19 protein-coding genes are annotated in these 21,948 nt (G+C 67.0%); 11 read left to right on the forward strand and 8 right to left on the reverse strand.

Annotated features, from left to right (window positions below):
* The first annotated feature begins 5 nt into the window (after positions 1-5).
* On the forward strand, positions 6-908 hold the full coding sequence (locus DFP85_RS16050; protein ID WP_133637444.1) for a DMT family transporter: 903 nt from the start codon (positions 6-8) through the stop codon (positions 906-908).
* Here the strand turns inward: DFP85_RS16050 and DFP85_RS16055 are convergent, their stop codons facing one another.
* Positions 909-1,526, reverse strand: coding sequence for a class I SAM-dependent methyltransferase (locus DFP85_RS16055; protein ID WP_133637445.1), 618 nt, complete (start codon positions 1,524-1,526; stop codon positions 909-911).
* A 189-nt stretch (positions 1,527-1,715) separates the two neighbouring features.
* Here DFP85_RS16055 and DFP85_RS16060 point away from each other — a divergent pair, with 189 nt between their 5' ends.
* From DFP85_RS16060 to DFP85_RS16100, 9 genes are all read left to right on the forward strand, one after another.
* Complete coding sequence (locus DFP85_RS16060; RefSeq protein WP_133637446.1) at positions 1,716-2,930, forward strand: aspartate aminotransferase family protein; 1,215 nt, start codon at positions 1,716-1,718, stop codon at positions 2,928-2,930.
* 50 nt (positions 2,931-2,980) lie between these two features.
* Positions 2,981-4,069: an arginine N-succinyltransferase gene (locus DFP85_RS16065; protein ID WP_133637447.1), complete on the forward strand. Its 1,089-nt coding sequence runs from the start codon at positions 2,981-2,983 to the stop codon at positions 4,067-4,069.
* On the forward strand, positions 4,069-5,115 hold the full coding sequence (astA, locus tag DFP85_RS16070; protein WP_133637448.1) for an arginine N-succinyltransferase: 1,047 nt from the start codon (positions 4,069-4,071) through the stop codon (positions 5,113-5,115). The genes DFP85_RS16065 and astA overlap by 1 nt, the downstream gene beginning before the upstream one ends.
* Complete coding sequence (astD, locus tag DFP85_RS16075; RefSeq protein ID WP_133637449.1) at positions 5,115-6,584, forward strand: succinylglutamate-semialdehyde dehydrogenase; 1,470 nt, start codon at positions 5,115-5,117, stop codon at positions 6,582-6,584. The genes astA and astD overlap by 1 nt, the downstream gene beginning before the upstream one ends.
* A complete protein-coding gene (gene astB, locus DFP85_RS16080; protein ID WP_133637450.1) occupies positions 6,581-7,945 on the forward strand; it encodes an N-succinylarginine dihydrolase in 1,365 nt (454 codons plus the stop codon). Before astD ends, astB begins: the two co-directional genes overlap by 4 nt.
* A 44-nt stretch (positions 7,946-7,989) precedes the next feature.
* Positions 7,990-9,180, forward strand: a complete 1,191-nt coding sequence (zapE, locus tag DFP85_RS16085) for a cell division protein ZapE (protein WP_133637451.1) — start codon at positions 7,990-7,992, stop codon at positions 9,178-9,180.
* Positions 9,164-9,649 carry a GNAT family N-acetyltransferase gene (locus DFP85_RS16090; RefSeq protein WP_133637452.1) on the forward strand — a complete coding sequence of 162 codons (486 nt, stop codon included), beginning with the start codon at positions 9,164-9,166 and terminating at the stop codon, positions 9,647-9,649. The genes zapE and DFP85_RS16090 overlap by 17 nt, the downstream gene beginning before the upstream one ends.
* A 73-nt stretch (positions 9,650-9,722) precedes the next feature.
* Positions 9,723-10,469, forward strand: coding sequence for a trimeric intracellular cation channel family protein (locus tag DFP85_RS16095; RefSeq protein WP_133637453.1), 747 nt, complete (start codon positions 9,723-9,725; stop codon positions 10,467-10,469).
* A complete protein-coding gene (locus DFP85_RS16100) occupies positions 10,466-11,632 on the forward strand; it encodes a DUF3541 domain-containing protein (RefSeq protein ID WP_243737326.1) in 1,167 nt (388 codons plus the stop codon). The genes DFP85_RS16095 and DFP85_RS16100 overlap by 4 nt, the downstream gene beginning before the upstream one ends.
* On the opposite strand, the gene DFP85_RS16105 is transcribed toward DFP85_RS16100, so the two are convergent.
* From DFP85_RS16105 to nhaD, 5 genes are all read right to left on the reverse strand, one after another.
* Positions 11,554-12,366: a PEP-CTERM/exosortase system-associated acyltransferase gene (locus DFP85_RS16105; protein WP_166644653.1), complete on the reverse strand. Its 813-nt coding sequence runs from the start codon at positions 12,364-12,366 to the stop codon at positions 11,554-11,556. The two genes, DFP85_RS16100 and DFP85_RS16105, sit on opposite strands and share 79 nt — an antisense overlap.
* A gap of 83 nt (positions 12,367-12,449) precedes the next feature.
* Complete coding sequence (locus tag DFP85_RS16110; RefSeq protein WP_133637455.1) at positions 12,450-15,275, reverse strand: bifunctional diguanylate cyclase/phosphodiesterase; 2,826 nt, start codon at positions 15,273-15,275, stop codon at positions 12,450-12,452.
* 33 nt (positions 15,276-15,308) lie between these two features.
* Positions 15,309-16,532, reverse strand: a complete 1,224-nt coding sequence (locus tag DFP85_RS16115; RefSeq protein WP_208108530.1) for a hypothetical protein — start codon at positions 16,530-16,532, stop codon at positions 15,309-15,311.
* Complete coding sequence (locus tag DFP85_RS16120) at positions 16,501-16,947, reverse strand: hypothetical protein (protein ID WP_208108531.1); 447 nt, start codon at positions 16,945-16,947, stop codon at positions 16,501-16,503. The genes DFP85_RS16115 and DFP85_RS16120 overlap by 32 nt, the downstream gene beginning before the upstream one ends.
* Positions 16,948-17,316: 369 nt before the next feature.
* A complete protein-coding gene (gene nhaD / locus DFP85_RS16125) occupies positions 17,317-18,801 on the reverse strand; it encodes a sodium:proton antiporter NhaD (RefSeq protein ID WP_133637456.1) in 1,485 nt (494 codons plus the stop codon).
* A 294-nt stretch (positions 18,802-19,095) separates the two neighbouring features.
* On the opposite strand from nhaD, the gene DFP85_RS16130 reads away from it, so the two are divergent.
* Positions 19,096-19,809 carry a DUF3581 domain-containing protein gene (locus tag DFP85_RS16130; RefSeq protein ID WP_133637457.1) on the forward strand — a complete coding sequence of 238 codons (714 nt, stop codon included), beginning with the start codon at positions 19,096-19,098 and terminating at the stop codon, positions 19,807-19,809.
* A 33-nt stretch (positions 19,810-19,842) separates the two neighbouring features.
* Here DFP85_RS16130 and DFP85_RS16135 read toward each other — a convergent pair whose 3' ends face one another.
* Together DFP85_RS16135 and DFP85_RS16140 are read right to left on the reverse strand one after the other, a co-directional pair.
* On the reverse strand, positions 19,843-20,739 hold the full coding sequence (locus DFP85_RS16135; RefSeq protein ID WP_133637458.1) for a universal stress protein: 897 nt from the start codon (positions 20,737-20,739) through the stop codon (positions 19,843-19,845).
* 112 nt (positions 20,740-20,851) lie between these two features.
* Complete coding sequence (locus tag DFP85_RS16140; RefSeq protein WP_133637459.1) at positions 20,852-21,868, reverse strand: acyltransferase family protein; 1,017 nt, start codon at positions 21,866-21,868, stop codon at positions 20,852-20,854.
* Positions 21,869-21,948 lie beyond the last annotated feature (80 nt).

The raw sequence follows: 21,948 nt of genomic DNA on the forward strand, positions 1-21,948 counted from the left end.
GCCCGATGAGCTCGCTGCGGCCCCACCTCTTCCTGCTGCTGGTGGTGACGATCTTTTCCGGCAACATCCTGGTCGGCAAGGCGCTGGCGGACTTGCCGCCCTTCACCATCTCGCTGGGCCGGGTGGCCATCGCCCTGGTGGTCATGCTGCCGCTCGGCTGGCACCAGGCCCGGCACGGCTGGCCGGTCTTCCGGCGGCACTGGCGACCGCTGCTGGGACTGGCGCTCTCCGGGGTGGCCTTCTTCAATGCGCTGATCTATTCGGCGCTGAAATTCACCTCAGCGACCAACGTCGCCATCCTCGAGAGCCTGATCCCGGTGGCGACCCTGCTGCTCAGTGTGCTGCTGCTAGGTGAGCGCTTCCGGCCCCTGCAGTGGTTCGGCGTGGTGGTCTCCCTGGGCGGGGCGGTGGTGGTCATCACCGCCGGGGAGGGCGCCGAGCTGGTGCCCGGCGGGGTCAACCCGGGCGATCTGATCATGCTGCTGGCGGTGCTGGTCTGGGTGGGCTACTCGCTGCTGGTCAAGGAGCACATGGCGCACTTCCCGCGCTACGGGGGGCTGCTGGTGATGCTGGTGATCGCCAACCTGGCGCTGGCACCCATCGCCCTGCTGGAGGGGGCCTGGCAGGTGGTGCCGCGGCTCTCCAGCGCCGAGCTGGCGGGGCTTGGCTATCTCGGCATCTTCCCCTCGGTGGTGGCGCTGCTGCTCTACAACAGCGCCCTGGCCGACATCGGCCCGACCCGGGCCGCGGTCTACCTCAACCTGCTGCCGGTCGTCACCATGCTGGGGGCCTGGTGGTGGCTGGGAGACCACATCCTGCCGGTGCAGGTGGTCGGCAGTCTGGTGGTGATCACCGGCGTCTGGTGCACCATCGCGCCGCCCCGGCAGCGGGTCGCCCGTCCCGACTGATCAGGCGGGGCGGGCCAGCAGGGCGCGGAACAGCGAGCCCATCATCACCGGCGTGTCCTGCTCGATGAAGAAATCGGCCGCCTCCAGCAGCGGCCGGGCCTGGCGGGTGATGTCGGTGGCGATGGCCGAGGTGAGGGCGTTGAGGCCGCGGCGGGCCAGGCCGGCCGGATGGTCGTCGGCCTGGAACTTGTCCATCACGCAGAGCTGGCCCTCCGGCTTCAGCACCCGCCGGGCCTCGGCGAGCCCCTTGGCGGGGTCGGGCATCACCGCGAGGATCAGGTGCATCACCACCACGTCGAAGTGGTCGTCGGGGTAGTCGAGGCGCTCGGCGTCCATGACCTCGGCCTGGACGTCCCGGCCCAGCGCCTCGGCGCGCTGGGCGAGGCGCCTGACCATGGCCGGGGAGAGGTCGGAGGCGTGCAGCTCGATGTCCCGCGGCAGCCAGGGCAGGTCGAGCCCGGTGCCGGCGCCGACCAGCAGCACCCGCATGCCGGGTTGCCAGGTCACCTGGCCCAGTGCCGTTCGACGGGCCCCGCGGAAGGCGCGCTCGGCCACCAGGTCATAGACCGGGGCATAGAGCCCGTAGCGGATCCGGTTCCAGGCCGTGGTGTTGAACATCTCGGACTCCTCGTCGGCGGGGCTCTCCAGCCTACTCCATCTTGTGGCGCGCCTGGGGCGGCACGGCGGCTCCCTTTTACACAACTCGCCGTCCCATTGCTGAAAGCCTCCCGCGCCGGCGCTCCCTATACTCGAGAGTCAGTTGACCCGAATGATAGTTGATCCGTCATGCCAGGAATGGAGAGCGACATGAGCCAGACCCCGACCCGCGCCGACTTCGACCACTACATGGTGCCCAACTACGCCCCCCAGAAGGCGGTCCCGGTGCGCGGCGAGGGGAGTCGCCTGTGGGACCAGGAGGGCCGCGAGTACATCGACTTCGCCGGCGGCATCGCCGTGAACGGCCTCGGGCACTGCCATCCGGTGCTGGTCGAGGCCCTGACGGCCCAGGCGAACAGGCTCTGGCACCTCTCCAACGTCTATACCAACGAGCCGGCCCTCAAGCTGGCGCGCAGCCTGGTCGAGCGCACCTTCGCCGACAAGGTCTATCTCTGCTCCTCCGGTGGCGAGGCCAACGAGGCGGCCCTCAAGCTGGCGCGGCGCTGGGCCCATGACCACCATGGCGAGCACAAGCACCGCATCGTCTCCTTCTCGCAGTCCTTCCATGGTCGCACCTTCTTCACCGTCAGCGTCGGCGGGCAGCCCAAGTACTCCCAGGGCTTCGGGCCGGTGCCGGGGGGCATCGTCCATGGCCAGTACAACGACCTCGACAGCGTGCGCAACCTGATCGACGACGACACCTGCGCGGTGATGGTCGAGCCGATGCAGGGGGAGGGCGGCATCATCCCCGCCGACCCCGCCTTCCTGCAGGGGCTGCGCGACCTGTGCGACGCCTTCGATGCGCTGCTGATCTTCGACGAGGTGCAGACCGGGGCGGGCCGCACCGGCTCACTCTATGCCTACCAGCAGTACGGCGTGACCCCGGACATCCTGACCAGCGCCAAGTCGCTGGGCGGCGGCTTCCCGGTGGGCGCCATGCTGACCACCGACCGGGTGGCCCCGGCCATGGCCATCGGTACCCACGGCTCTACCTACGGCGGCAACCCGCTGGCCTCGGCCGTGGCCCTGGCCGCCGTGGAATTCATCGACACCCCGGAGGTGCTCGAGGGCGTCAAGCGGCGCCATGACCTCTTTCGCGAGCACCTCGAGGCGATTAACCGTCAGCATGGCGTGTTCCGCGAGATTCGCGGCATGGGCCTGCTGATCGGGGCCGAGATGGCCCCGGAGTACGAGGGGCGGGCCAAGGACATCCTGCCGCTGGCCCTCGAGGAGGGGCTGATGGCGCTGATCGCCGGCCCCAACGTGCTGCGCATGGCGCCCTCGCTGGTGATCCCCGAGGCCGATATCGCCGAGGGCATGGCGCGTCTCGAGCGGGCGGTGGCGCGCCTGGTGGCGGGGCAGTGAGCCCCGGTGCCGCGATGCGTGACGACTCATCCCCTTCCGGAGACCCTGCCATGCTGGTCATACGCCCCGTCCGCCCGGCGGACCTGCCGGCCCTGGAGCGCCTGGCCGGCAGCGCGACGCCGCGGCTGACCAACCTGCCGGCCCACCGCGACCGCCTGGAGGAGCGCATCGCCCGCTCCCAGCGCGCCTTCGCCGCCGAGGTCGAGGTGCCCGGCGACGAGCACTACACCTTCGTGCTCGAGGACCTGGAGCGCGGCGAGGTGGCGGGGACCGCCACCATCCGTGCCCAGGCCGGCGCCCGCGAGGCCTACTACACCTATCGCCAGGAGACGCTGATCCACGCCTCCCAGCAGCTAGACGTGCGCCGCGAGGTGCCGACCCTGGCGCTCTCCCACGAAGTCTCCGAGGCGACCCTGCTCTGCGCCCTGTCGCTGGATGCCCGCTACAAGGGCACCAGCGCCGAGAGCCTGCTGCGCCGGGCGCGGCTGATGTTCATCGCCCAGTACCCGGAGCGCTTCGCCGGGATCCTGGCCATGGCCTTTCCCGGCTACCTGGACGAGCAGGGCCAGTCGCCGTTCTGGAACAGCGTGGGTCGCCACTTCTTCGTGCGCGACTACCAGGAGATCAACTACCTGGCCGGGGTGCGCTCGAAGAGCTTCATCGCCGAGGTCATGCCGCAGTTCCCGCTCTACCTGGCGCTGCTCACGCCCCAGGCCCGGGCCGCCATCGGCCGCGAGCACCCCGACCACGAGCCGGCCCTCGCCGAGATGCTGGCCGAGGGCTTCCTGCGCTCGCGCCACGTGGATATCTTCGATGCCGGCCCGGTGATCAAGGGCGAGCGGGAGCGCCTGGCCAGCTTCCGGCGAGCCGCCTGGCACCCGGTGCGCATCCGGCCCGCCCACGCGCTGCCCGATGCCGAGCCGGCCATGGTCGCCAACCAGCGCCTCGGCGACTTCCGCTGCGTGGTGGCGCGCTACGCCCTGTCGCCCACTGGCCAGCTGATGCTGTCGCCGGCGCATGCCGAGCGGCTGGGCGTGGAGGAGGGGCGCGCCGTGCTGGCTGCCCCCCTGGCGCTGCCGGGGATGGGGGACGGGAGCCTCGACGCGCACGATCCGGGCTATGACGAGGGAGAGCTGTGATGCGTATGCGACCGATCGCCGAGGGCGACCTGGACGAGCTGCAGGCCCTGGCCCGGGAGACCGGGGTGGGCTTCACCTCGCTGCCCGACAACCGCGACTTCCTGGCGTCCCGGATCGCCTCCACGGTGGCCGCCTTCGAGGAGCGCACGCCCCGGGACCAGCGGCTCTACTTCTTCGTGCTGGAGGACGAGGCAACCGGCCGGCTGGCCGGCTGCTGCGCCATCGAGGGCCAGGTGGGGCGCGAGATCCCCTTCTACCACTACCGGCTGGGGACCCTGGCCCACTCCTCGGTGCAGCTCGACCTGCACCGCACCATCGACACCCTCTTCCTCAGCTCCGACCACACCGGCGATGCCGAGGTGGCCTCGCTGTTCCTGCGCCCCGAGTACCGCGGCGCCGACCGGCGCCACGAGCGCAACGGCGCGCTGCTGTCGATGATGCGCTGGCTGTTCATGGCCGAGTTCCGCGACCGCTTCCCCGAGAAGGTGCTCGCCGAGATGCGCGGCGTCTTCGACGAGCAGGGCAGGAGCCCCTTCTGGGAGTGTCTGGGCAGCCACTTCTTCCCCCTCGACTTCGACGAGGCGGACAGGCTCACGGGGCTAGGCCAGAAGAGCTTCATCGGCGAGCTGATGCCCAAGTTCCCGATCTACACCCCCTTCCTCAGCGAGGCGGCGCGGGCCTGCATCGGCCAGGTCCACGAGCACACCCGCCCGGCACTGGCCATGCTCAAGAAGGAGGGGCTGCGCTGGGAGGGCTACATCGACATCTTCGACGGCGGCCCCACCGTGGAGGCCTACATCGACGACGTGCGGGGCGTGCGGCTGTCGCGGCGCTGCCGGGTGGAGGTCAAGGCCGGCACGCTCGAGTACTCGCCGCGGCCGCGCTGGCTGGCCGCCACCACCGGGATGGCCGGCTTCCGCGCCGCCTGGCTGGGGCGTGGGCCCGACGCCGAGGGCGTGGTGACGCTCGACGAGGCCGAGGCGCGTCGGCTGGAGGTCGCCTCCGGCGACACCCTGCGCATACTGGACACCGAGGAGGAGGCGTGATGAAGGCAAGACGAGAGCTGCTGATCGGCGGCACCTGGCAGGCAGGCGAAGGCGAGGCCTTCACCAAGCACGACCCGGTCTCCGACGAACGCCTCTGGGAGGGCGGTGCCGCCACCGAGGCCCAGGTGGAGGCCGCAGTGACGGCCGCCCGCGCTGCCTTCCCGGCCTGGGCGCGGAAGAGCTTCGAGGCGCGCCAGGCGCTGATGGAGCGCTTCCGCGAGGTGCTGGAGCGTCACCGCGAGGAGCTGGCCACCGCCATCGCCCAGGAGACCGGCAAGCCGCTCTGGGAGGCCCGCACCGAGGTCGGTGCGATGATCGGCAAGGTGGCGATCTCGATCCGCGCCTACCAGGAGCGCACCGGCGAGCGCAGCCGTGACCTGGGAGACGCCACCGCCGTGCTGCGCCATCGCCCGCACGGGGTGATGGCGGTCTATGGCCCCTACAACTTCCCCGGCCACCTGCCCAACGGTCATATCGTGCCGGCGCTGCTGGCCGGCAATGCCGTGGTCTTCAAGCCCAGCGAGCAGACCCCGCTGACCGCCGACCTCACCCTGCAGTGCTGGCAGGAGGCGGGGCTGCCCGATGGCGTGATCAACCTGGTGCAGGGGGCGGCCGCCACCGGCCAGGCGCTCTCGGCAAACCCCGGCATCGATGGCCTGCTGTTCACCGGCAGCGCCCGGGTGGGGGGCCTGCTGCACCGCCAGTTCGCCGACCAGCTGGACAAGATCCTGGCCCTGGAGCTCGGCGGCAACAACCCGCTGGTGGTGAAGGACGTCCCCGACCAGGAGGCGGCCGTGCTGACCATCCTGCAGTCGGCCTTCCTCTCCGGTGGCCAGCGCTGCACCTGCGCCCGGCGGCTGATCGTGCCCGAGGGCCAGGTGGGAGACCACCTGCTGGATGCCCTCAGTGATGCCATCTCACGGCTGCGGGTGGCCGGCCAGTTCAGCGACCCCGCGCCCTTCTACGCCGGCCTGGTGAGCGTGGCAGCGGCCGATGGCCTGCTCAAGGCCCAGGACGACCTGGAGGCGCAGGGAGGCACGGTGCTCGCCCGCATGGCGCGTGTCGAGCCCGGCACCAGCCTGCTCAGCCCGGCGCTGATCGACGTCACCGGGCTGGCGGTGCCCGACGAGGAGCACTTCGGCCCGCTGCTCAAGGTGCATCGCTACCGAGACTGGGACGAGGCGCTGCGCCTGGCCAACGACACCCGCTACGGCCTCTCCGCCGGGCTGATCGGCGGCGAGCGCGCCGACTGGGACGACTTCCTGCTGCGCATCCGCGCCGGCATCGTCAACTGGAACCGTCAGACCACCGGCGCCTCAGGTGACGCGCCCTTCGGCGGCGTCGGTGATAGCGGCAACCACCGCCCCAGCGCCTACTACGCGGCCGACTACTGTGCCTACCCGGTCGCCTCCATGGAGAGCGAGGCACTGGTCCTGCCCGAGACGCTGCCGCCGGGGGTGACGCTATGAGCCAGCCGACCCCGGACGTGCGCGAGGTCAACTTCGATGGCCTGGTCGGGCCGACCCACAACTATGCCGGCCTCGCCCTGGGCAACGTCGCCTCCATGACCCACGGTGGCCTGGAGGCCAATCCCCGGGAGGCCGCGCTGCAGGGCCTGGGCAAGATGAAGGCGCTGATGGAGGCCGGCTATGCCCAGGGCGTGCTGCCGCCCCAGCAGCGCCCCGACCTGGGGGCGCTTCGCCAGCTCGGCTTCTCCGGCAGCGATGAACGGGTGCTGGCCCGGGCGGCGGGCGAGGCCCCGCAGATCCTGCGCGCGGTCTGCTCGGCCTCGAGCATGTGGACCGCCAATGCCGCCACGGTGACGCCCTCCGCGGATGCGCCGGACGGCCGGGTGCACTTCACCCCGGCCAACCTGCAGTCGAGCTTCCATCGCTATCTGGAGCCCGCCACCACCGCCCGGGTACTGGCGGCGATCTTCCGCGACGAGGCGCGCTTCGCCCACCACCCGGTGCTGCCGGCGACCCCCGCCTTCTCCGACGAGGGCGCTGCCAACCATACCCGCCTCGCCGCCGACCACGGCGAGCCCGGGGTGCACCTCTTCGTCTATGGCCGCGCGGCCTTCGGCTGGGGGGCGGAGGAGGGCGTGGCCCCCCGGCGCTACCCGGCGCGCCAGACCCTGGAGGCGAGCCAGGCGATTGCCCGCCAGCATGGGCTCACGGAGACCCGGGTGGTGTTCGCCCAGCAGCACCCCGAGGCCATCGACGCGGGCGTCTTCCACAACGACGTGATCAGCGTGGGTAACGGCCCGGTGCTGCTCTACCACGAGCGGGCCTTCCTCGACGAGCAGGCCACCCTGGACGAGCTGAGGGCCAGGATGGCCACGCCACTGGTCCCGATACGGGTCCCCGAGGAGGCGGTCAGCCTCGAGGACGCGGTGGCCTCCTACCTCTTCAATTCCCAGCTGCTCTCCAACCCGGACGGCACCATGACGCTGGTGGTGCCCGGGGAGTGCCAGGAACGCGAGAGTGTCTGGCGCACCATCCAGGATCTCCTGCTGGCCGGCCACAATCCCATCAGCGAAGTCGTGGTCAAGGACGTCAAGCAGAGCATGCGCAACGGCGGAGGCCCTGCCTGCCTGCGCCTGCGGGTGGTGCTCTCGGCGGCCGAGCGCGCGGCCCTCTCCGGTCGGGTGCTGCTGGACGACGCCCTGCACGGCGAGCTCACCGCCTGGGTCGAGCGCCACTACCGCGACCGCCTGGCCCCCAGGGACCTGGCCGACCCGCAGCTGGCCAAGGAGACCCTGGCGGCGCTGGACGAGCTGACGGCGATCCTGGCCATCGGCGCGGTCTATCCCTTCCAGCGAGGATGAGTCCCGCGGCAGGTGACGGTGGCGCAGGCCAGGAGGAGGCGGACATGGACGGAGAGCCGCAGGCGATGAGGGCGTCATCGTCGCCGAGGGACACCTATCGCCAGGCGGTCGAGCAGGCCGGCTTCGCCTCGGACGAGGCCCAGTGGCGGGCGGTCGGCCATCTCGAGGCGTGCTTTCACGCCCTGCAGCAGGCGGAGGGCGACAATATGGCCGCGGCCATCCCGGGGGTCTACCTCTGGGGGCCGGTCGGGCGTGGCAAGACCTGGCTGATGGATGGCTTCCAGCGGCACCTCCGGGTGCCCTCGCGTCGCCTGCATTTCCACCACTTCATGCGCTGGGTGCACCGGCGCCAGTTCCAGTTGAGCGGCACCGACGACCCCTTGACGGCCCTGGCCAGGGAACTGGGCGACGAGATTCGGGTGCTGTGCCTCGACGAGCTGTTCGTCGGCGATATCGCCGATGCGATGATCCTTGGGCGCCTGCTGGGCGCCCTGTTCGATCATGGGGTGACGCTGGTCTGCACCTCGAACCAGGCTCCCGGCCAGCTCTATGCCGATGGCTTCAACCGCGAGCGCTTCCTGCCCGCCATCGCGGCCATCGAGCGGCACATGGGGGTGGTCGAGCTCGACGGCGGCCAGGACCACCGGCTGCATCCCGGCCAGGCCCACCCTCGTTACTGGGTCGCCCGGCCGGGGGAGCCGAGCGTGCTGGTCGAGGTGTTCGAGCGACTGCGCCAGGGGGAGCGTGTCTCCGATGACCCCGTGGAGCTCGGGCATCGTGCGATTCCGGTGGTGCGTCGCAGCGAGAGCGTGCTGTGGTGCCGCTATGCCGATCTCTGCGAGCAGCCCCTTGCCGCGCTGGACTTCATCGCCCTGGGGGATCGCTTCACGCACGTCCTGCTGAGCGACGTGCCCCGCCTGGGCGGCGGACACCAGTCAGGCCGCATTGCCCGGGGCACCGAGGACGGGGTGGCACGCGTCGAGGCTGGCGAGCGAGACTTTCCCGAGCTGACCCGGCAAGACGACGGCGTGCGTCGCTTCATCGCCCTGGTCGACGAGTGCTATGACAGGCGCATTCCCCTCTACCTGGAGGCGGAGGTGGCGCTGGGCGAGCTCTATCCCCACGGTTACCTCGCCTTCCCGTTCCGGCGGGTAGTGAGTCGCCTGCAGGAGATGCAGCTGGAACGCTTCGGTCGCCAGCGTCAGGAGGAGGTAAGGCATGGCGGAGCGCGTTGAGATCGTGCGACTGAGCGCTGACTCGCCGCACCTGGAACGGGTCGCAGCCTGGCAGCATGCCGAGTGGTCGCACCTGAGTCCCGGCGAGACGCAGGCCTCACGCCTTGCTGCCCTGCGCGGGGAGTGCGGTCGGGCCGGCGTGCCCTCGGTGTTCGTGGCGATCGCGGCGGGCCGGCCGGTGGGGACCGCCAGCCTGGTGGCCCATGACCTGGACTCCCGGCCCGACCTCACGCCCTGGCTGGCCTCGGTCTATGTGCGGCCCGAATGGCGCGGGCGGGGCATCGCCTCGTCGCTGGTCCGTCGCGTGGAAACGGAAGCCTCCAGTAACGGCATCGAGCGGCTCCATCTCTTCACGCCGGACCGGCAGGCCCTCTATCGTCGCCTCGGCTGGGCGGACCACGAGACCCTTCTCCACCACGGCGAGACCGTGACCCTCATGACCCGACGGCTGATCCCGGCGACCGCCTGAGCCGCGGGATCATTGCAGCGGGAAGGGGGCCGGATGCGCTATGCTGCCGGCCAGCAGACAAGGGAGAGGCGAAGTGACGGGCGTGGTCTACTGGCTGGACATGGCGGGGGTGATCGTCTTTGCCCTCTCGGGCGTGATACTGGCCTGCCGCTCGCGGATGGACCCCTTCGGCATGCTGGTGCTGGCGGCGGTGACCGGGATCGGTGGTGGTACCCTGCGAGACCTGGTGCTGGGCGTGCGCCCGGTGTTCTGGGTGACGGACCCGACCTACCTCTGGGTGATACTTGCCACCGTGGGCCTGTCGATCCTCGGCTTCCATTACATCCATCGCCTCTCGCGGGGCTTCCTGCCGGTGGCGGATGCCTTCGGCCTGGCACTCTTCACGGTGATCGGGGCCCACAAGGCCCTGATGCTGGAGGCACCCGGCGTGGTGGCGGTGCTGATGGGGCTGCTGACCGGGGTGGCCGGCGGCATGGTCCGCGACGTGCTGGCGCGTCGGGTTCCCATGGTGCTCCGGCAGGAGGTCTACGCCACCGCCTCGATTGCCGGTGGCGTGGTCTTCGTGGCCCTGGAGGCCATCGCCGTGCCACTGGCCGTCTCCATCGCCACGGGGCTGGTGGTCACCCTGGGGCTGCGGCTCTCGGCGATCCATTGGCACCTCTCCCTGCCGGTGTTTGCCTGGGTGGTGATGCAGCCGCCATCGACCTCCCAAGGCTCTGAAGGCGACGGACAGAAGCAGGCAATGCCCCAAGGTCGCGCCAAGGCCAGGGTGAAGCTGATCCCGCCGGGGCGTGCCAGACGAGGGAGGAGGGCGAAATGAGCATGACCCTGATGGGAAGGTCCCGCACGCCTGCCGTGCTCGCGACCTGGTTGATGGCGGTTCTCCTGTCGCTTGCCGGCTGTGCTGTCCCGCAACGGGACCTCGAGCAACGGGCGCAGGAGCTGGACCAGGCGGCAGTGGCCGCGGCGATCCGTGATCGTTACGAGGCGGCACTGCCCGACCTGCCCCAGAGCAAGCAGCGCCACTACGCCCAGCGGCTCTACCGGATCACCGGGGACGCCCGTTACCTGCCCCTCAATCGGGACTACGGTCGGCGCCTGGTGAGCCAGATTCGCGAGGAGATCGAGGCGCTGGACACGCCGGGCCATGCCGAACGACGGGCCCGGGAGCAGGTGGCGGCCTACCCGACTCGCACCGAGAAGCAACGTCGCCGCAAGCGGATGCTCGCCGAGTGGGGAGAGATCGCCTATGCCAAGAGTCTGGCCTTTGACCTGACCCAGGCGAAATACCATGGCCTGTTGAACGAGGCCGACCTTCCCGGCCATCACCGGGCATTGGACTACCTGGCAAGCGTCGACTTTCGCACCTTCCTTCTCGATCCCGACGTGATGGCGATCTATGCCGCCCAGGTGGCCAACCTGGTCTATTACCTCGAGGACCTGGGCGTCACCGACCTGCGGGAGGAGGTCATCACGGCCTTCCGACACCAGTACCCGCAGCGGCGTGACCCGGGGCTCTCCACGGCCGAGTACCGCAACAAGATCTACGGCATGACCCACTTCGTGATTGCCGCCAGCGACTACTACCAGCAGCCGGTGTCGGCCGAGGAGTTCCGCTGGGTGCTGCACGAGTTCGCCGCCAGCCTGGATCGTATCCTCTTGGATACCAAGGAGGACATCTATACGGAGGTGGGTATCAGCTTCCTGCTGGCCGGGGAGGAGGATCATCCGGCCGTATCGCGCCTGCAGGATGCACTGCTCGAGGCCTATGACCCCGAGGCGAGAATGGTGCCGTCAGAGCAGGGAGGCACCGACCTGGCCTATGGGGAACACCGCAACGTGCTGGCCATCATGCTGCTGGACTGGCCGGATAGACTCTTTCCGGGGCCGATCCTTTCCCCGCTTCAGGAGCAGGAGAGCTTGGCTTTCTGCACCGATACCTCTTCCAACTGGCAAGATAGCTCCTTGCGGATATGCAGGTAGAGTGGCATCAGATCTTCATGCATCTCTTTTTCAGCTTTTGTATGGTCTATATAGTAAGCATTTCGTACGCCATGATACTCAATGTCATCGCTCACTTTGGTGAAGTGGAAGCCAGATAGTGCGAGAAGCCGAGGTAAGCGAGACTCCATCATTGCAAATACATGGCGGCGACCAGTCAGCCCAACCAGAGAATAGGTGCAAAGAAAGAGCCCGATGGCAATCAGTGGGAATGTCCTTGCTTCCTTGTTCGAAAAATCTTGTCCATCAAATATAATGGACGTATGGCTTTCTCCAGTCTGGCGAGATCTGAATTTTCGGGAAATTGCCAGTCTGGAAACTTCGCAAACCTGATTCCTCGGCATCTTGCCAGGATCTAGCTCGGGGTGGTTAAGTTTTCCATTGCCCTGAATTTCTACCGGAAGTCTGTAAAAAGGTGATTCTGGATCACTTTTAGGGATTACCAAGCGCATGCATCCAGCAGGAAGCCCGCTTCGCTTGTGCTCGATAAGGCAGTGAATCGAGGACTCGTCGTACGCATCTGTTTCCAGATGGTGGGACTGGTCTTCGTGCATCTTGTAATGCAGTTCCTGGAGAAAAACCTCATGTCGAAGTGAAAGGGCTTTTCTCTTCGATTCTTGAGTCATGGCCAGTACAAAACGATACTCTTCTATGAATTGACTGAAGAGCTCCTGGTTTCGAGACCGCCTTACCTCGTTGGTTTTTAGCGATGTCATTCTTGACTTCCTTTGTACTGTGGGCTGCCAGTGAGCCTGAGTAAAGATGTAAATAAAAAGCATGAAAGGGGTTTGAGAGCTTGCTACAGACGCCTGAAGATTTCCTCCAGCCGTGCAGGGCGGCCCAGGTGGAAGCCTTGGCCATAGGTGATGCCATAGGATTTAAGCATCGGCAGCAGCGCTTCCTGGTCGACGAACTCGGCGATGGCCTGCTTGCCGAAGCCGGCGGCAATATCGGCGATGGCCTGGACGATGACACGGCTCTCGGGGCTGATCGGCAGGCTGCGGATGAAGGAGCCGTCGATCTTGATGTAATCCACCGGCAGCTGACCCAGGTAGTGGAAGCTGCTGAAACCCACGCCGAAGTCGTCCAGGGCGGTGCGGCATCCGAGGTCCCGGACCGCCTGCAGCACGCCGCGTGCAGTGGAGAAGTCGGTCACGGCGGCGGTCTCGGTCACCTCCAGGATGAGATGGTGGGGGTCGGCACCGCTGGCGGCGATTTCGTCGGCCAGGTACTGCTTCAGGCCTTCATCGTGCAGGGACTGGCCGGACAGGTTGACCGCCAGGCTGATGCCTCGCTCCTGCAGTTGGCTGAGTAGCCGCAGGCTGTGACGCAGCACCCAGCGGTCGACCTGCACGATCTGACCGCTGCGCTCCGCTACCGGGATGAAGTAGGAGGGGGACACCAGGCTGCCATCGGCGTCACGCATGCGCAGCAGCACTTCGTAGTGCTTCACGTCGCGATCCTCCAGCCGCATGATCGGCTGCACCATCAGCTCGAAGCCGTCCTCTACCAGGGCGCTGCGTACGCGCTCGACCCAGTAGACCCGCTCCTGCAGCTCGTCCTTGGCGTTCTCGGTCCTGGAGAGCAGGTGCCAGTGCTGGATGCCACTCTCCTTGGCCTTGTACATGGCCACGTCGGCGCTGGCCATCAGGTCGGCCGGCGTCGCGCCGTGGAACGGGAACAGGGCGATGCCGATGCTCGCGGAGACCCGGTGGCGCCGCCCCGCGGCCGTGAACCCCAGGCTGTCGAGCAACTGGTCGATATACTGCGCAACCTGGACCGCCTGGTCCTCGTCGGCATGTTCCAGCAGCAGAGAGAATTCGTCGCCACCCAGGCGTGCGATGACGCCACGATGGCCCAGGTTCAGCAGCAGGGTCTCGGCCACCTCGCGCAGCAGTCGGTCACCCACATGGTGGCCGCTGAGCTCGTTGACCTCCTTGAACTGGTCCAGGTCCAGCAGCAGCACGGCGCCGCGTGACTCCCGCCACAATGCCTTCTGCAGGGCGTCCTGGAAGAAGCGCCGGTTGTAGAGCTCGGTGAGGGGGTCTCGCTCGGCCAGCCAGGTCAGGCGGGCCTCCGCGGCCTTGCGCTCGGTGATGTCGAGCCCCACCGATATCCGCGACATGCTCCCGTCAGTGCTCGAGGGCAGCGGGGCATGGTACCAGGCGATGGTATGGATGCGCTGATCCGGGGTCTGCAGGGTCCGCTCCTCCTGCTGCGGCGTGTCGAAGGCACCGACCAGGGAAGGGCTGCCCGCCTCGAACACGTCCACGAAGTGGCGGCCCAGCAGGGATGGCTCGTCAAGGTCCAGCATCGCGCGAGTGTAGTCGTTGACGAGGCTGATCCGTCCCCTGCTGTCCTGGGCGATGATGAAGACCCGGGCGGTATCCAGCAGGCTGTTCACGAAGTCCCTTTCCTGGGCCAGCTCCTCGACGCGCTCCGCCAGCTGGTTGCCGCGTTCCTGAACCTCCTGCTCCAGCATCTCGAGCTGTCTCGAGAGCTCAAGGGTAGTGCCTTCCAGCACGTCGATCTCGTCCGGCAGGCGGTGGCGGACGGCCGGGATCGCGGCCCGCACATCGTCGAACCCCCCGCTGGCCAGGGTCGGCAGAAGGCCGGCGATCCGGCGCAGGCGTGCCATGGGGCGCAGCAGGATCAACAGAAGCACCAGTTCCGCGGCGATCCAGCCCACCAGGCCAACCCCCAGAAGGATGCGAGTGTCCTCGTTGATGGCCCTGATCTGGCTCGAGATGTCGGAGACCAGCAGGAAGTAGCCGGTGCTGCGCCGGTCCGCATCCTCGTCCATGCGGACCGCGCTGAGTTCGTGGTACTGGCCCCGATCCTGAAGTTGCAGGGGAGATTGCAGCAATGCGCTGATCGGTCCGAGTTCGGCTGCCCGTTGCAGGACGGGCAGGCTCTCTTCCTGGCGCGTCAGGGCCAGCAGATAGCCATTCCAGGGGGCGAGATGGCGTTCCTCGGGAAGGTTGCGGCTCTCCAGGGGGCCGGTCACCAGCAGGGCTACCTCGGCGTTGGAGACCTCCCGTGCCTGTCGGGTCACATCGGCCAGCGAGCGGGAGAGCACGACCAGGCCGACGCTCTCGCCATCCACCAGCACCGGAACGGCGGCATACTGCTGGCAGTCCGCCGCACAGCGCAGCGCCGTGATGGGCATCTCGGTCTCCATGATCCGTTGCACCCAGGCCTGGATCGGCAAGCTACCCTCCGATTGGCCGGCACCCCAACGGCCCAGGGTCTGCCCATGAGCGTCCACCACCAGTATCTCGTCGATGCCGGCCTCGAGCTGCAGGGTCGGCCATTGCGACGCCAGAGCCTCCTCGACGTCGACCGCATTGCCCGCCTCGAGGGGAGGGCCCAGGCGTGGCGAGGCCGCAGCCAGGCCCGCCAGCTGGCGAAGGTTTTCCGCCGAGCGCTGCAGGGCCAGGCGGATCTCCCGCTGCTGGCGCTCATGGTGCTGGTTGCGGCTCTCCTGGAACTGGCGGGTGAGGTTGTCGTGGCCAAGCCAGGTGAACAGCGCCACCAGCCCGATCAGCAGCAGGCTGCTCAGGGCGATGACACGCCATGTCAGGCTGAGTCGGTGACGGGTCCGGTAAGACGCGTGGAGAGTCATCTCGGCGGGTTCCTGGCCAGGAGCATTGAGACGTCAGAAGCGCAACGAGAGCTGGAACAGCAGCATGTTCCAGCGACGGCTGGTCTCCGATGGGTCCGGGTTGTCCTGGGTAGGCAGCCAGCCTGTACCATCGACGTGGTGATACTCGCCGGCCAGCATCACGCGCGGGTGGGGGGTCCACTGAAGCCCTAGGGTGATATCGTCGGCAAACTGTGTGTGGGCAGGAATCGAACCACCAGTGCTTGCTTCAAACTCCTTGCCTGAGCGGTCACTTCGGTCATTTACCAGGCTGTCGTAGCGAACCAGCCATTGCCAGTCATTGTTGAAGCGACGGGTGTACTGAACGTACCAGCTTTCTCCGTTCCTCTCAGAGTCGGCAAAGGCGTTGAAGCCCTCTAGTTCCAGCTTCCTGATGGCGTATTCGGCAGTCAGGCTCCAGAGCTCCTGATTGTACTGAAGGGAGATAATCCAGGGTTCGAAATGAAACTTGCCATCTCCTGGAACACCGGGAGGAGAGTCATACTCCGCATTGGCACTGGCAGCGCTGAGCGCCATGACGACTCGGCCACCATCATGCTCATAGCGTATCTGCCCAATAGCAGATGAATCGGGTTCAAGAGAGCCTGGAAACCTATCAAGCCCCAGGGTTCGGTCTACGTCATCCTCAATGCGTACTTGCCCAAAGCCTGCCTGCAGCCTGAGAGCTCCTGTTTCGAGCCTTTCCTCGTGGTAAAGGCTGACACCATCACCTGCTAGGCCCAACGACCGGGTACGATCGAAGTAGATGGACTGGGGCAGCAGGATGCTGGGGCGGGTAAAGGCCACGTCGCGGGTCTGGTTGTAGAAACCGAAGGGGTTCTTGAAGCGGCCCAGCTGGATGCCGAAGGTGCGTTGCTGGTCGGAGAGCATCTGGTAATCGATGAGTCCATAGTCCAGCTTCGGGGTAGCATCACTGCCGTCTCCGCCTGCCCGTCGGCTCAGTACCTGGGCGGCCAGCAACACGTCCTCGTGGGGCCGCAGCGAGGCATTGGCACCAATCTCGGTGAACTTGAAGCTGCCCTCGTCCTCGCTGCTGGGGCCAAAGAAGTTGTTGTCGTCGGTGATGATCAGCGCCTGGCTCAGGAAGCCATGCACCTGGAGGGTATCCAGCACGCCCTCGTCGCTGTGTACCTGGCCGGACAGGCCCAGGGCCAGGGCGGCGGCCATGGCGATGATGGAGCGGGAATCACTCCATCGAAATGACTTGGACACGATCATCCAGGTACTCCCTTTCAAGATATCCCAGGGCGCCGGGCGTGGTGGCGATGCGCTCGCGCATCTCCGCCTGGTCGCGAACGCGGTCGGGCGCCTGGCCGGTACCCGAGAACACCATGCGGTCCCAGGCCAGCTGCAGCTGGTGCGGATAGACGGCCAGCTGCTCCTTGGCAAAACGCGCATGCACGGGGTGGTTGTTGTCGAGCACGAAGACCCGCACGGCCTGCCCATCGGGCCAGGTGCGCTGCCTCATGGCGAAGATGGCGCGGGTGGTGTCGCGCTTGAGCTGGCGGGTATTCACATCGGGGTGAGCCACCAGCAGGATCGGTGCTTCTTGAGCGACGGCCGTCGTGCTGGCCAGCGGCAGGCCGGCCACCAGCATCACGATGGCCAGGGCCAGCAGGCTCAGGCGCAGCATGAAGTGCGCCTCCCTGGCTGGCTGGCAACGGCAAAGCCGCCCGCTGCCAGGGAGCGGATCAGGACGAGTGATGGCATCGGGGGTCGGGTTCCCGTTGACTGATGAACGCCAGGTTCATGCACCATGCAGGCGCAACTTGCCCGTTAAGTGTGTATGAGTCCATGACGCCTTCTCCCTGCAGCCCCTTGGGGCATTATCTTTTTTATGCCCGATGCGCATCAGCTGTTTCCCACGACAGGCATCAGGAAGACCATCATGCCGTTCCGACACGGGTCATTCTTATACGCTACATCACTTTAAGGAAATTTACAGGCCGGCGTATCAACGCGGTAAGGGATTCCCGGCGGCGGATGGCCGCCGGGGCAGGGGTCAGTTGAAGATGTGGAAGCTCTCGGCATTGAGCCACAGGTGGGCCATCACGCTGGCGATGTAGCCCAGAGCGATCACCGGGGTCCAGCGCAGGTGTCCGATGAAGGTGTAGTTGCCGCGGGCCTGGCCCATCAGGGCGACGCCGGCCGCCGAGCCGATCGACAGCAGGCTGCCGCCCACGCCGGCCGTGAGGGTGATCAGCAGCCAGTGGCCATGGGACATGTCCGGCTCCATGGTCAGCACCGCGAACATCACCGGGATGTTGTCGACCACTGCCGAGATCACCCCCAGGGTGATGTTGGCGCCGGTGGCGTTCCATCCGGTGTAGAGGGCCTCGGAGAGCATGGCCAGATAGCCCATGAAGCCGAGGCCACCCACGCACATCACCACGCCGTAGAAGAACAGCAGGGTGTCCCACTCGGCCCGTGCCACGCGGTTGAAGACGTCGAAGGGCACCACGCTGCCCAGACTCTCGAGCTTCTTCCAGTCGCCGCGCTGGCTGTAGCGGGTGCGCTTGCGCTCCAGGGAGCGCGGCAGGGTGCGACGCAGGAAGTAGCCGAAGAATTGCAGATAGCCCAGGCCCGTCATCATGCCCAGCACCGGCGGCAGGTGCAGCAATGTGTGGCAGGCCACGGCGGTGGCTACGGTGAGCAGGAAGAGGGCGATGATGCGCCGCGCGCCGCGCTTGAGCCAGACGTCCTCCTCCATGCTGGCCGGCTTGCGGTTCTTGATGAAGAAGCTCATCACCACGGCCGGGATCAGGAAGTTGATCAGCGACGGGATCAACAGCTCGAAGAACTCCTGGAACTCGATCAGACCGGCCTGCCAGACCATCAGGGTGGTGATGTCGCCGAAGGGGCTGAAGGCGCCGCCGGCATTGGCCGCCACCACGATGTTGACGCAGCAGAGGTTGATGAAGCGCTTGTCGCCCTCGGCGACCTTGGTCACCACCGCACACATCAGCAGGGCGGTGGTCAGGTTGTCGGCGATCGGCGAGATCATGAAGGCCAGTACGCCGGTGATCCAGAACAGCGAGCGGTAGCTGAAGCCCTTGCGGACCATCCAGGAGCGCAGCGCGTCGAACACCCGGCGCTCGTCCATGGCGTTGATGTAGGTCATCGCCACCAGCAGGAACAGCATCAGCTCGGTGAACTCGAGCAGGGTCACGCGGAAGGCGTGCTCCGACTCGGTGGGCATGCCCGCCTTGACATAGACCCAGCCGATCAGCGCCCAGATGATGCCGGCCGCGACCAGCACCGGCTTGGACTTGCGCATGTGGATCTTCTCTTCGGCCATGACCAGGGCGTAGGCCAGCACGAAGACGGCGACGGCGAGCATGCCCACGAAGGAGCCGGTCAGGTCGAGTTCGCCGGTGGCGGCGAGCACGGGCCCGCTGGCCAGCAGCGAGAGCATGGTGAGCACGAGCATGCCCGGCCAACGGGCGATTTGCCGTGGCCTGGGGGATATACGACAGGTTGTCAGCATGGCTGCGATCATCCTGAGGCAGGAGGTGGGGGAAGGGTTAGAAAGCGGCAGAATCTTATCACAGCGTGTTGCGATGCAGTATGCCTCTTATTTATTACCTCCGATTCTTTGGTAGGGGGGATGATCGGTCGGCGTTCCGGCAGGAACGATCAAGGCTGGTCGGGGCCATCAGCCAGGCCATGTATCGGCCTCGGGAGGCGTCGGCCTGCGTTGTCGCGGGGTTTTGTGGCATCATCTGCCTTCCCGGCAACCGCCGGCAGGGTCCAGACCGCCAACGACGCAGGCATACAGTGCATGTTTCTCGATGATTTCCATACGCTTACGGATGGGCGTATCCGCATTTCCGCACAGCAGGCCAGCCAGTTCGCCAAGCGCATTGCCGGCGACTACAACCCCATCCATAACCCGGATGCACGCCGCTTCTGTGTGCCCGGTGACCTGCTCTTTGCCCTGGTGCTGGCTCGCTTCGGCCTCTCCCAGCGCATGTCCTTCCGCTTCCTGAGCATGGTCGGGGACGGCACGCCGTTGTGTTTCAGCGAGCAGGAAGATGGCCGGATCCGCGTCTGCGACGAGAACGGCAAGTGCTACCTGGAAGTCGAGCGCAGCGGCGAGGCGACCCGCGACGAGTCGGTGGTCGAGGCCTTCACCCGCAGCTACGTGGCCTTCTCGGGCAAGAACTTCCCCCACTACCTCAAGCCGCTGATGGAGGACAAGGGGGTGATGTTCAACCCGCGGCGTCCGCTGGTGATCTACGACAGCATGGGCTTCTGCCTGGACCGCCTGGATGCGCCCGCGCCGGGGCTGGAGTTCGTGGACTCCTCGCTGGAGGTGGCCGGCAAGCGCGGCGATGCACTGCTCGAGTTCCGTATCCTGGCCGGCGGCGAGGCGATCGGCACCGGCTCCAAGAAGCTGGTGGTCAGCGGGCTCTGCGACTACGACGCCGAGGCCATGGACGAGGTGGTCGCCGAGTTCTATCGCCTCAAGGCCGCTCACGAGGCCGAGGCCTGAGGCGCCACCGCCGATGTGCGTCCAGCCCGAGGCTCAGGCCACCACGGTGACGGGGCAGGGCGCCAGGTCGATGACCCGGTGACTGACGCTGCCCAGCAGGGACGACTGCCACTTGCCCAGGCCACGGCGGCCCATGATGACCATCGGCGCCGCCTCGGCGTGGTGTCGGGCCCGGGCGACGATGGCCTCGGGGACGCGCTTCCCTTCGCTCACCACCATCTCGATGCCGCGCGGTACCTCGCCCAGCGCTTCCCTCGCCCGCCGAAAGGCCTCCTTGGACGGTCCGTCTTCCGTGCTCCCGGCGGCCGACGCGTGGCCATCCGGCCGGCAGAAGACCAGTTCCACCGGCACATCGGCCCGGCGGGCCAGTTCACCTGCCAGGGCGGTCGCCTTCAGGCAGTGGGCGGAGCCATCCACCGGCACCAGCACCTGCCCCAGGCGCGCCGCGTCGGACAGGCCAGCCGTGGCATGCACGATGGTGACCGGGCAGCGGGCTCGGTGAACCACCTCATTGCTGATGCTGCCCTGCATGAACTTGCCGACATCACTCAGCTGGCGCGCGCCCAGCACCAGCAGGCATCCGTCATGCCGAGCCGCATGCTCGAGAATGGCGCGGTCGGGGTGGCGGATGAAGCTGGAACCCTCGAGCAGCACTTCGGCGGGTGCCTGCGCCAGGCCCGGGTCTAGCGCCTGCCGCGCCCGGGCAAAGGCCTCGGCGGCCTTGGCCTGGCGTCGTGCCCTGTCATGGTCGGCCTCTGCCTGGCGGTTGGCGGGGATGTCGCTGAGCTCGGCCGGGTTGAGCGGCATCACGTGCAGCAGCTGCAGCGGTGTCTCCAGCAGCCTGGCCAGCAGGCTGGCGTGGCGCACCGCTGCCTGCGCCGAGGGTGACCCATCCACGGGCACGATCACCAGCGAGATTTGCTCGTCCATCGATATCTCCTCCCCGTTTCCTCAACCCCGGACATGCTGGCACTGTAATCGACTGCCGGTGTCGAGGGGTAGGCCAATGGCGACATCCCGTGGCATGCCGCTGCCTGGCGGCTCAGGCCACCCGCAGCCGCTTGCCCAGCAGCAGGCCGCTCCACTCCGCGCGATTGGCCAGCCGGTTGAGCAGGATCGAACCGCTCATGCCCACCACGGCGAGGGCGATCACGTAGAGCCACAGCGGGATGGGAACCTGCCAGCCGACGAAGTCCACCACCGAGAAGAACAGCGGGTGGGCCAGGTAGATGCCGAAGGAGTACTCGTTGACCTTCTTCACCAGGGGGGTGGCCTTCATGCCCACCAGCCAGCTCATGGCCCACAGCAGCGAAAAGATGAACAGCGGCACCACCCAGGTCTCCTTGGAGGAGTACGCCAGCTCGCCGAACAGCGTGAAGGCAACGATGCCGGCCAGCAGGGCGACCAGCCATAAGGGGTGCGAGAAGCGTCGGAACCAGGGCTGCTGGTGGAGGTTCGGGTAGTGCTTGACGGTCAGCAGGGCCAGGAAGAACAGGTAGATCCAACCCAGTGGCGCGATCCAGTGCAGGTAGCCGGGTGGTTCGATTGCCTGCCAGCGGAAGAAGCCCCACCAGCCGATGCTGATGAGGGATCCGACCACCAGCCAGGGGCCGGAGGGCAGCCAGCGCTGCAGGCCGAACCGGTTGTAGAGCCAGAACAGGACGTAGAACTGCATGGCGACGATCAGGAAGTAGCCATGCCAGCCGGCGAACACCAGGTATTCGGTCATGTGGTAGCCGAAGCTGACTCGCTCTTCACTGGCCAGCATGCGCAGGTACTCCGCCAGCGAGTAGATCAGGCCATAGACGAAGTAGGGCACCATCACGTACTTGAAGCGGTTGGCGAGGAAGTTGTGCGGCACCTCGTTGCCGTAGCGGGCCGAGAACAGGAAGATCGAGATGAAGATGAAGATCGGCGTGCCCAGCACGGTGGGGATCAGCGCCAGATCAAGGAAGACGTGTTCGAGGTAGTTCTCCTCGATGCGCTCGATCAGGTGAAAGACGAAGACCGCCAGGCAGCCGTAGAAGCGTAGCCAGTAGATTTCCTCGATACGTTTCATGGTCTTCCCTTGACCCGTCATGGACCGTGGAGGAACGCGTGGCGTCGATCTGGTGTCCGACCGCGGGTAACGCCCCGAAT

It is taken from the genome of Halomonas ventosae (assembly GCF_004363555.1).
Taxonomy (GTDB): Bacteria; Pseudomonadota; Gammaproteobacteria; order Pseudomonadales; family Halomonadaceae; genus Halomonas; species Halomonas ventosae.

Excerpts from the sequence above, each read along its gene's own strand:
- DFP85_RS16050 (WP_133637444.1), top strand. The coding sequence starts at position 6 with ATGAGCTCGCTGCGGCCCCACCTCTTCCTGCTGCTGGTGGTGACGATC.
- DFP85_RS16055 (WP_133637445.1), bottom strand. The coding sequence starts at position 1,526 with ATGTTCAACACCACGGCCTGGAACCGGATCCGCTACGGGCTCTATGCC.
- DFP85_RS16060 (WP_133637446.1), top strand. The coding sequence starts at position 1,716 with ATGAGCCAGACCCCGACCCGCGCCGACTTCGACCACTACATGGTGCCC.
- DFP85_RS16065 (WP_133637447.1), top strand. The coding sequence starts at position 2,981 with ATGCTGGTCATACGCCCCGTCCGCCCGGCGGACCTGCCGGCCCTGGAG.
- astA (WP_133637448.1), top strand. The coding sequence starts at position 4,069 with ATGCGTATGCGACCGATCGCCGAGGGCGACCTGGACGAGCTGCAGGCC.
- astD (WP_133637449.1), top strand. The coding sequence starts at position 5,115 with ATGAAGGCAAGACGAGAGCTGCTGATCGGCGGCACCTGGCAGGCAGGC.
- astB (WP_133637450.1), top strand. The coding sequence starts at position 6,581 with ATGAGCCAGCCGACCCCGGACGTGCGCGAGGTCAACTTCGATGGCCTG.
- zapE (WP_133637451.1), top strand. The coding sequence starts at position 7,990 with ATGGACGGAGAGCCGCAGGCGATGAGGGCGTCATCGTCGCCGAGGGAC.
- DFP85_RS16090 (WP_133637452.1), top strand. The coding sequence starts at position 9,164 with ATGGCGGAGCGCGTTGAGATCGTGCGACTGAGCGCTGACTCGCCGCAC.
- DFP85_RS16100 (WP_243737326.1), top strand. The coding sequence starts at position 10,466 with ATGAGCATGACCCTGATGGGAAGGTCCCGCACGCCTGCCGTGCTCGCG.
- DFP85_RS16105 (WP_166644653.1), bottom strand. The coding sequence starts at position 12,366 with ATGACATCGCTAAAAACCAACGAGGTAAGGCGGTCTCGAAACCAGGAG.
- DFP85_RS16110 (WP_133637455.1), bottom strand. The coding sequence starts at position 15,275 with ATGACTCTCCACGCGTCTTACCGGACCCGTCACCGACTCAGCCTGACA.
- DFP85_RS16115 (WP_208108530.1), bottom strand. The coding sequence starts at position 16,532 with ATGATCGTGTCCAAGTCATTTCGATGGAGTGATTCCCGCTCCATCATC.
- DFP85_RS16120 (WP_208108531.1), bottom strand. The coding sequence starts at position 16,947 with ATGCTGCGCCTGAGCCTGCTGGCCCTGGCCATCGTGATGCTGGTGGCC.
- nhaD (WP_133637456.1), bottom strand. The coding sequence starts at position 18,801 with ATGCTGACAACCTGTCGTATATCCCCCAGGCCACGGCAAATCGCCCGT.
- DFP85_RS16130 (WP_133637457.1), top strand. The coding sequence starts at position 19,096 with ATGTTTCTCGATGATTTCCATACGCTTACGGATGGGCGTATCCGCATT.
- DFP85_RS16135 (WP_133637458.1), bottom strand. The coding sequence starts at position 20,739 with ATGGACGAGCAAATCTCGCTGGTGATCGTGCCCGTGGATGGGTCACCC.
- DFP85_RS16140 (WP_133637459.1), bottom strand. The coding sequence starts at position 21,868 with ATGAAACGTATCGAGGAAATCTACTGGCTACGCTTCTACGGCTGCCTG.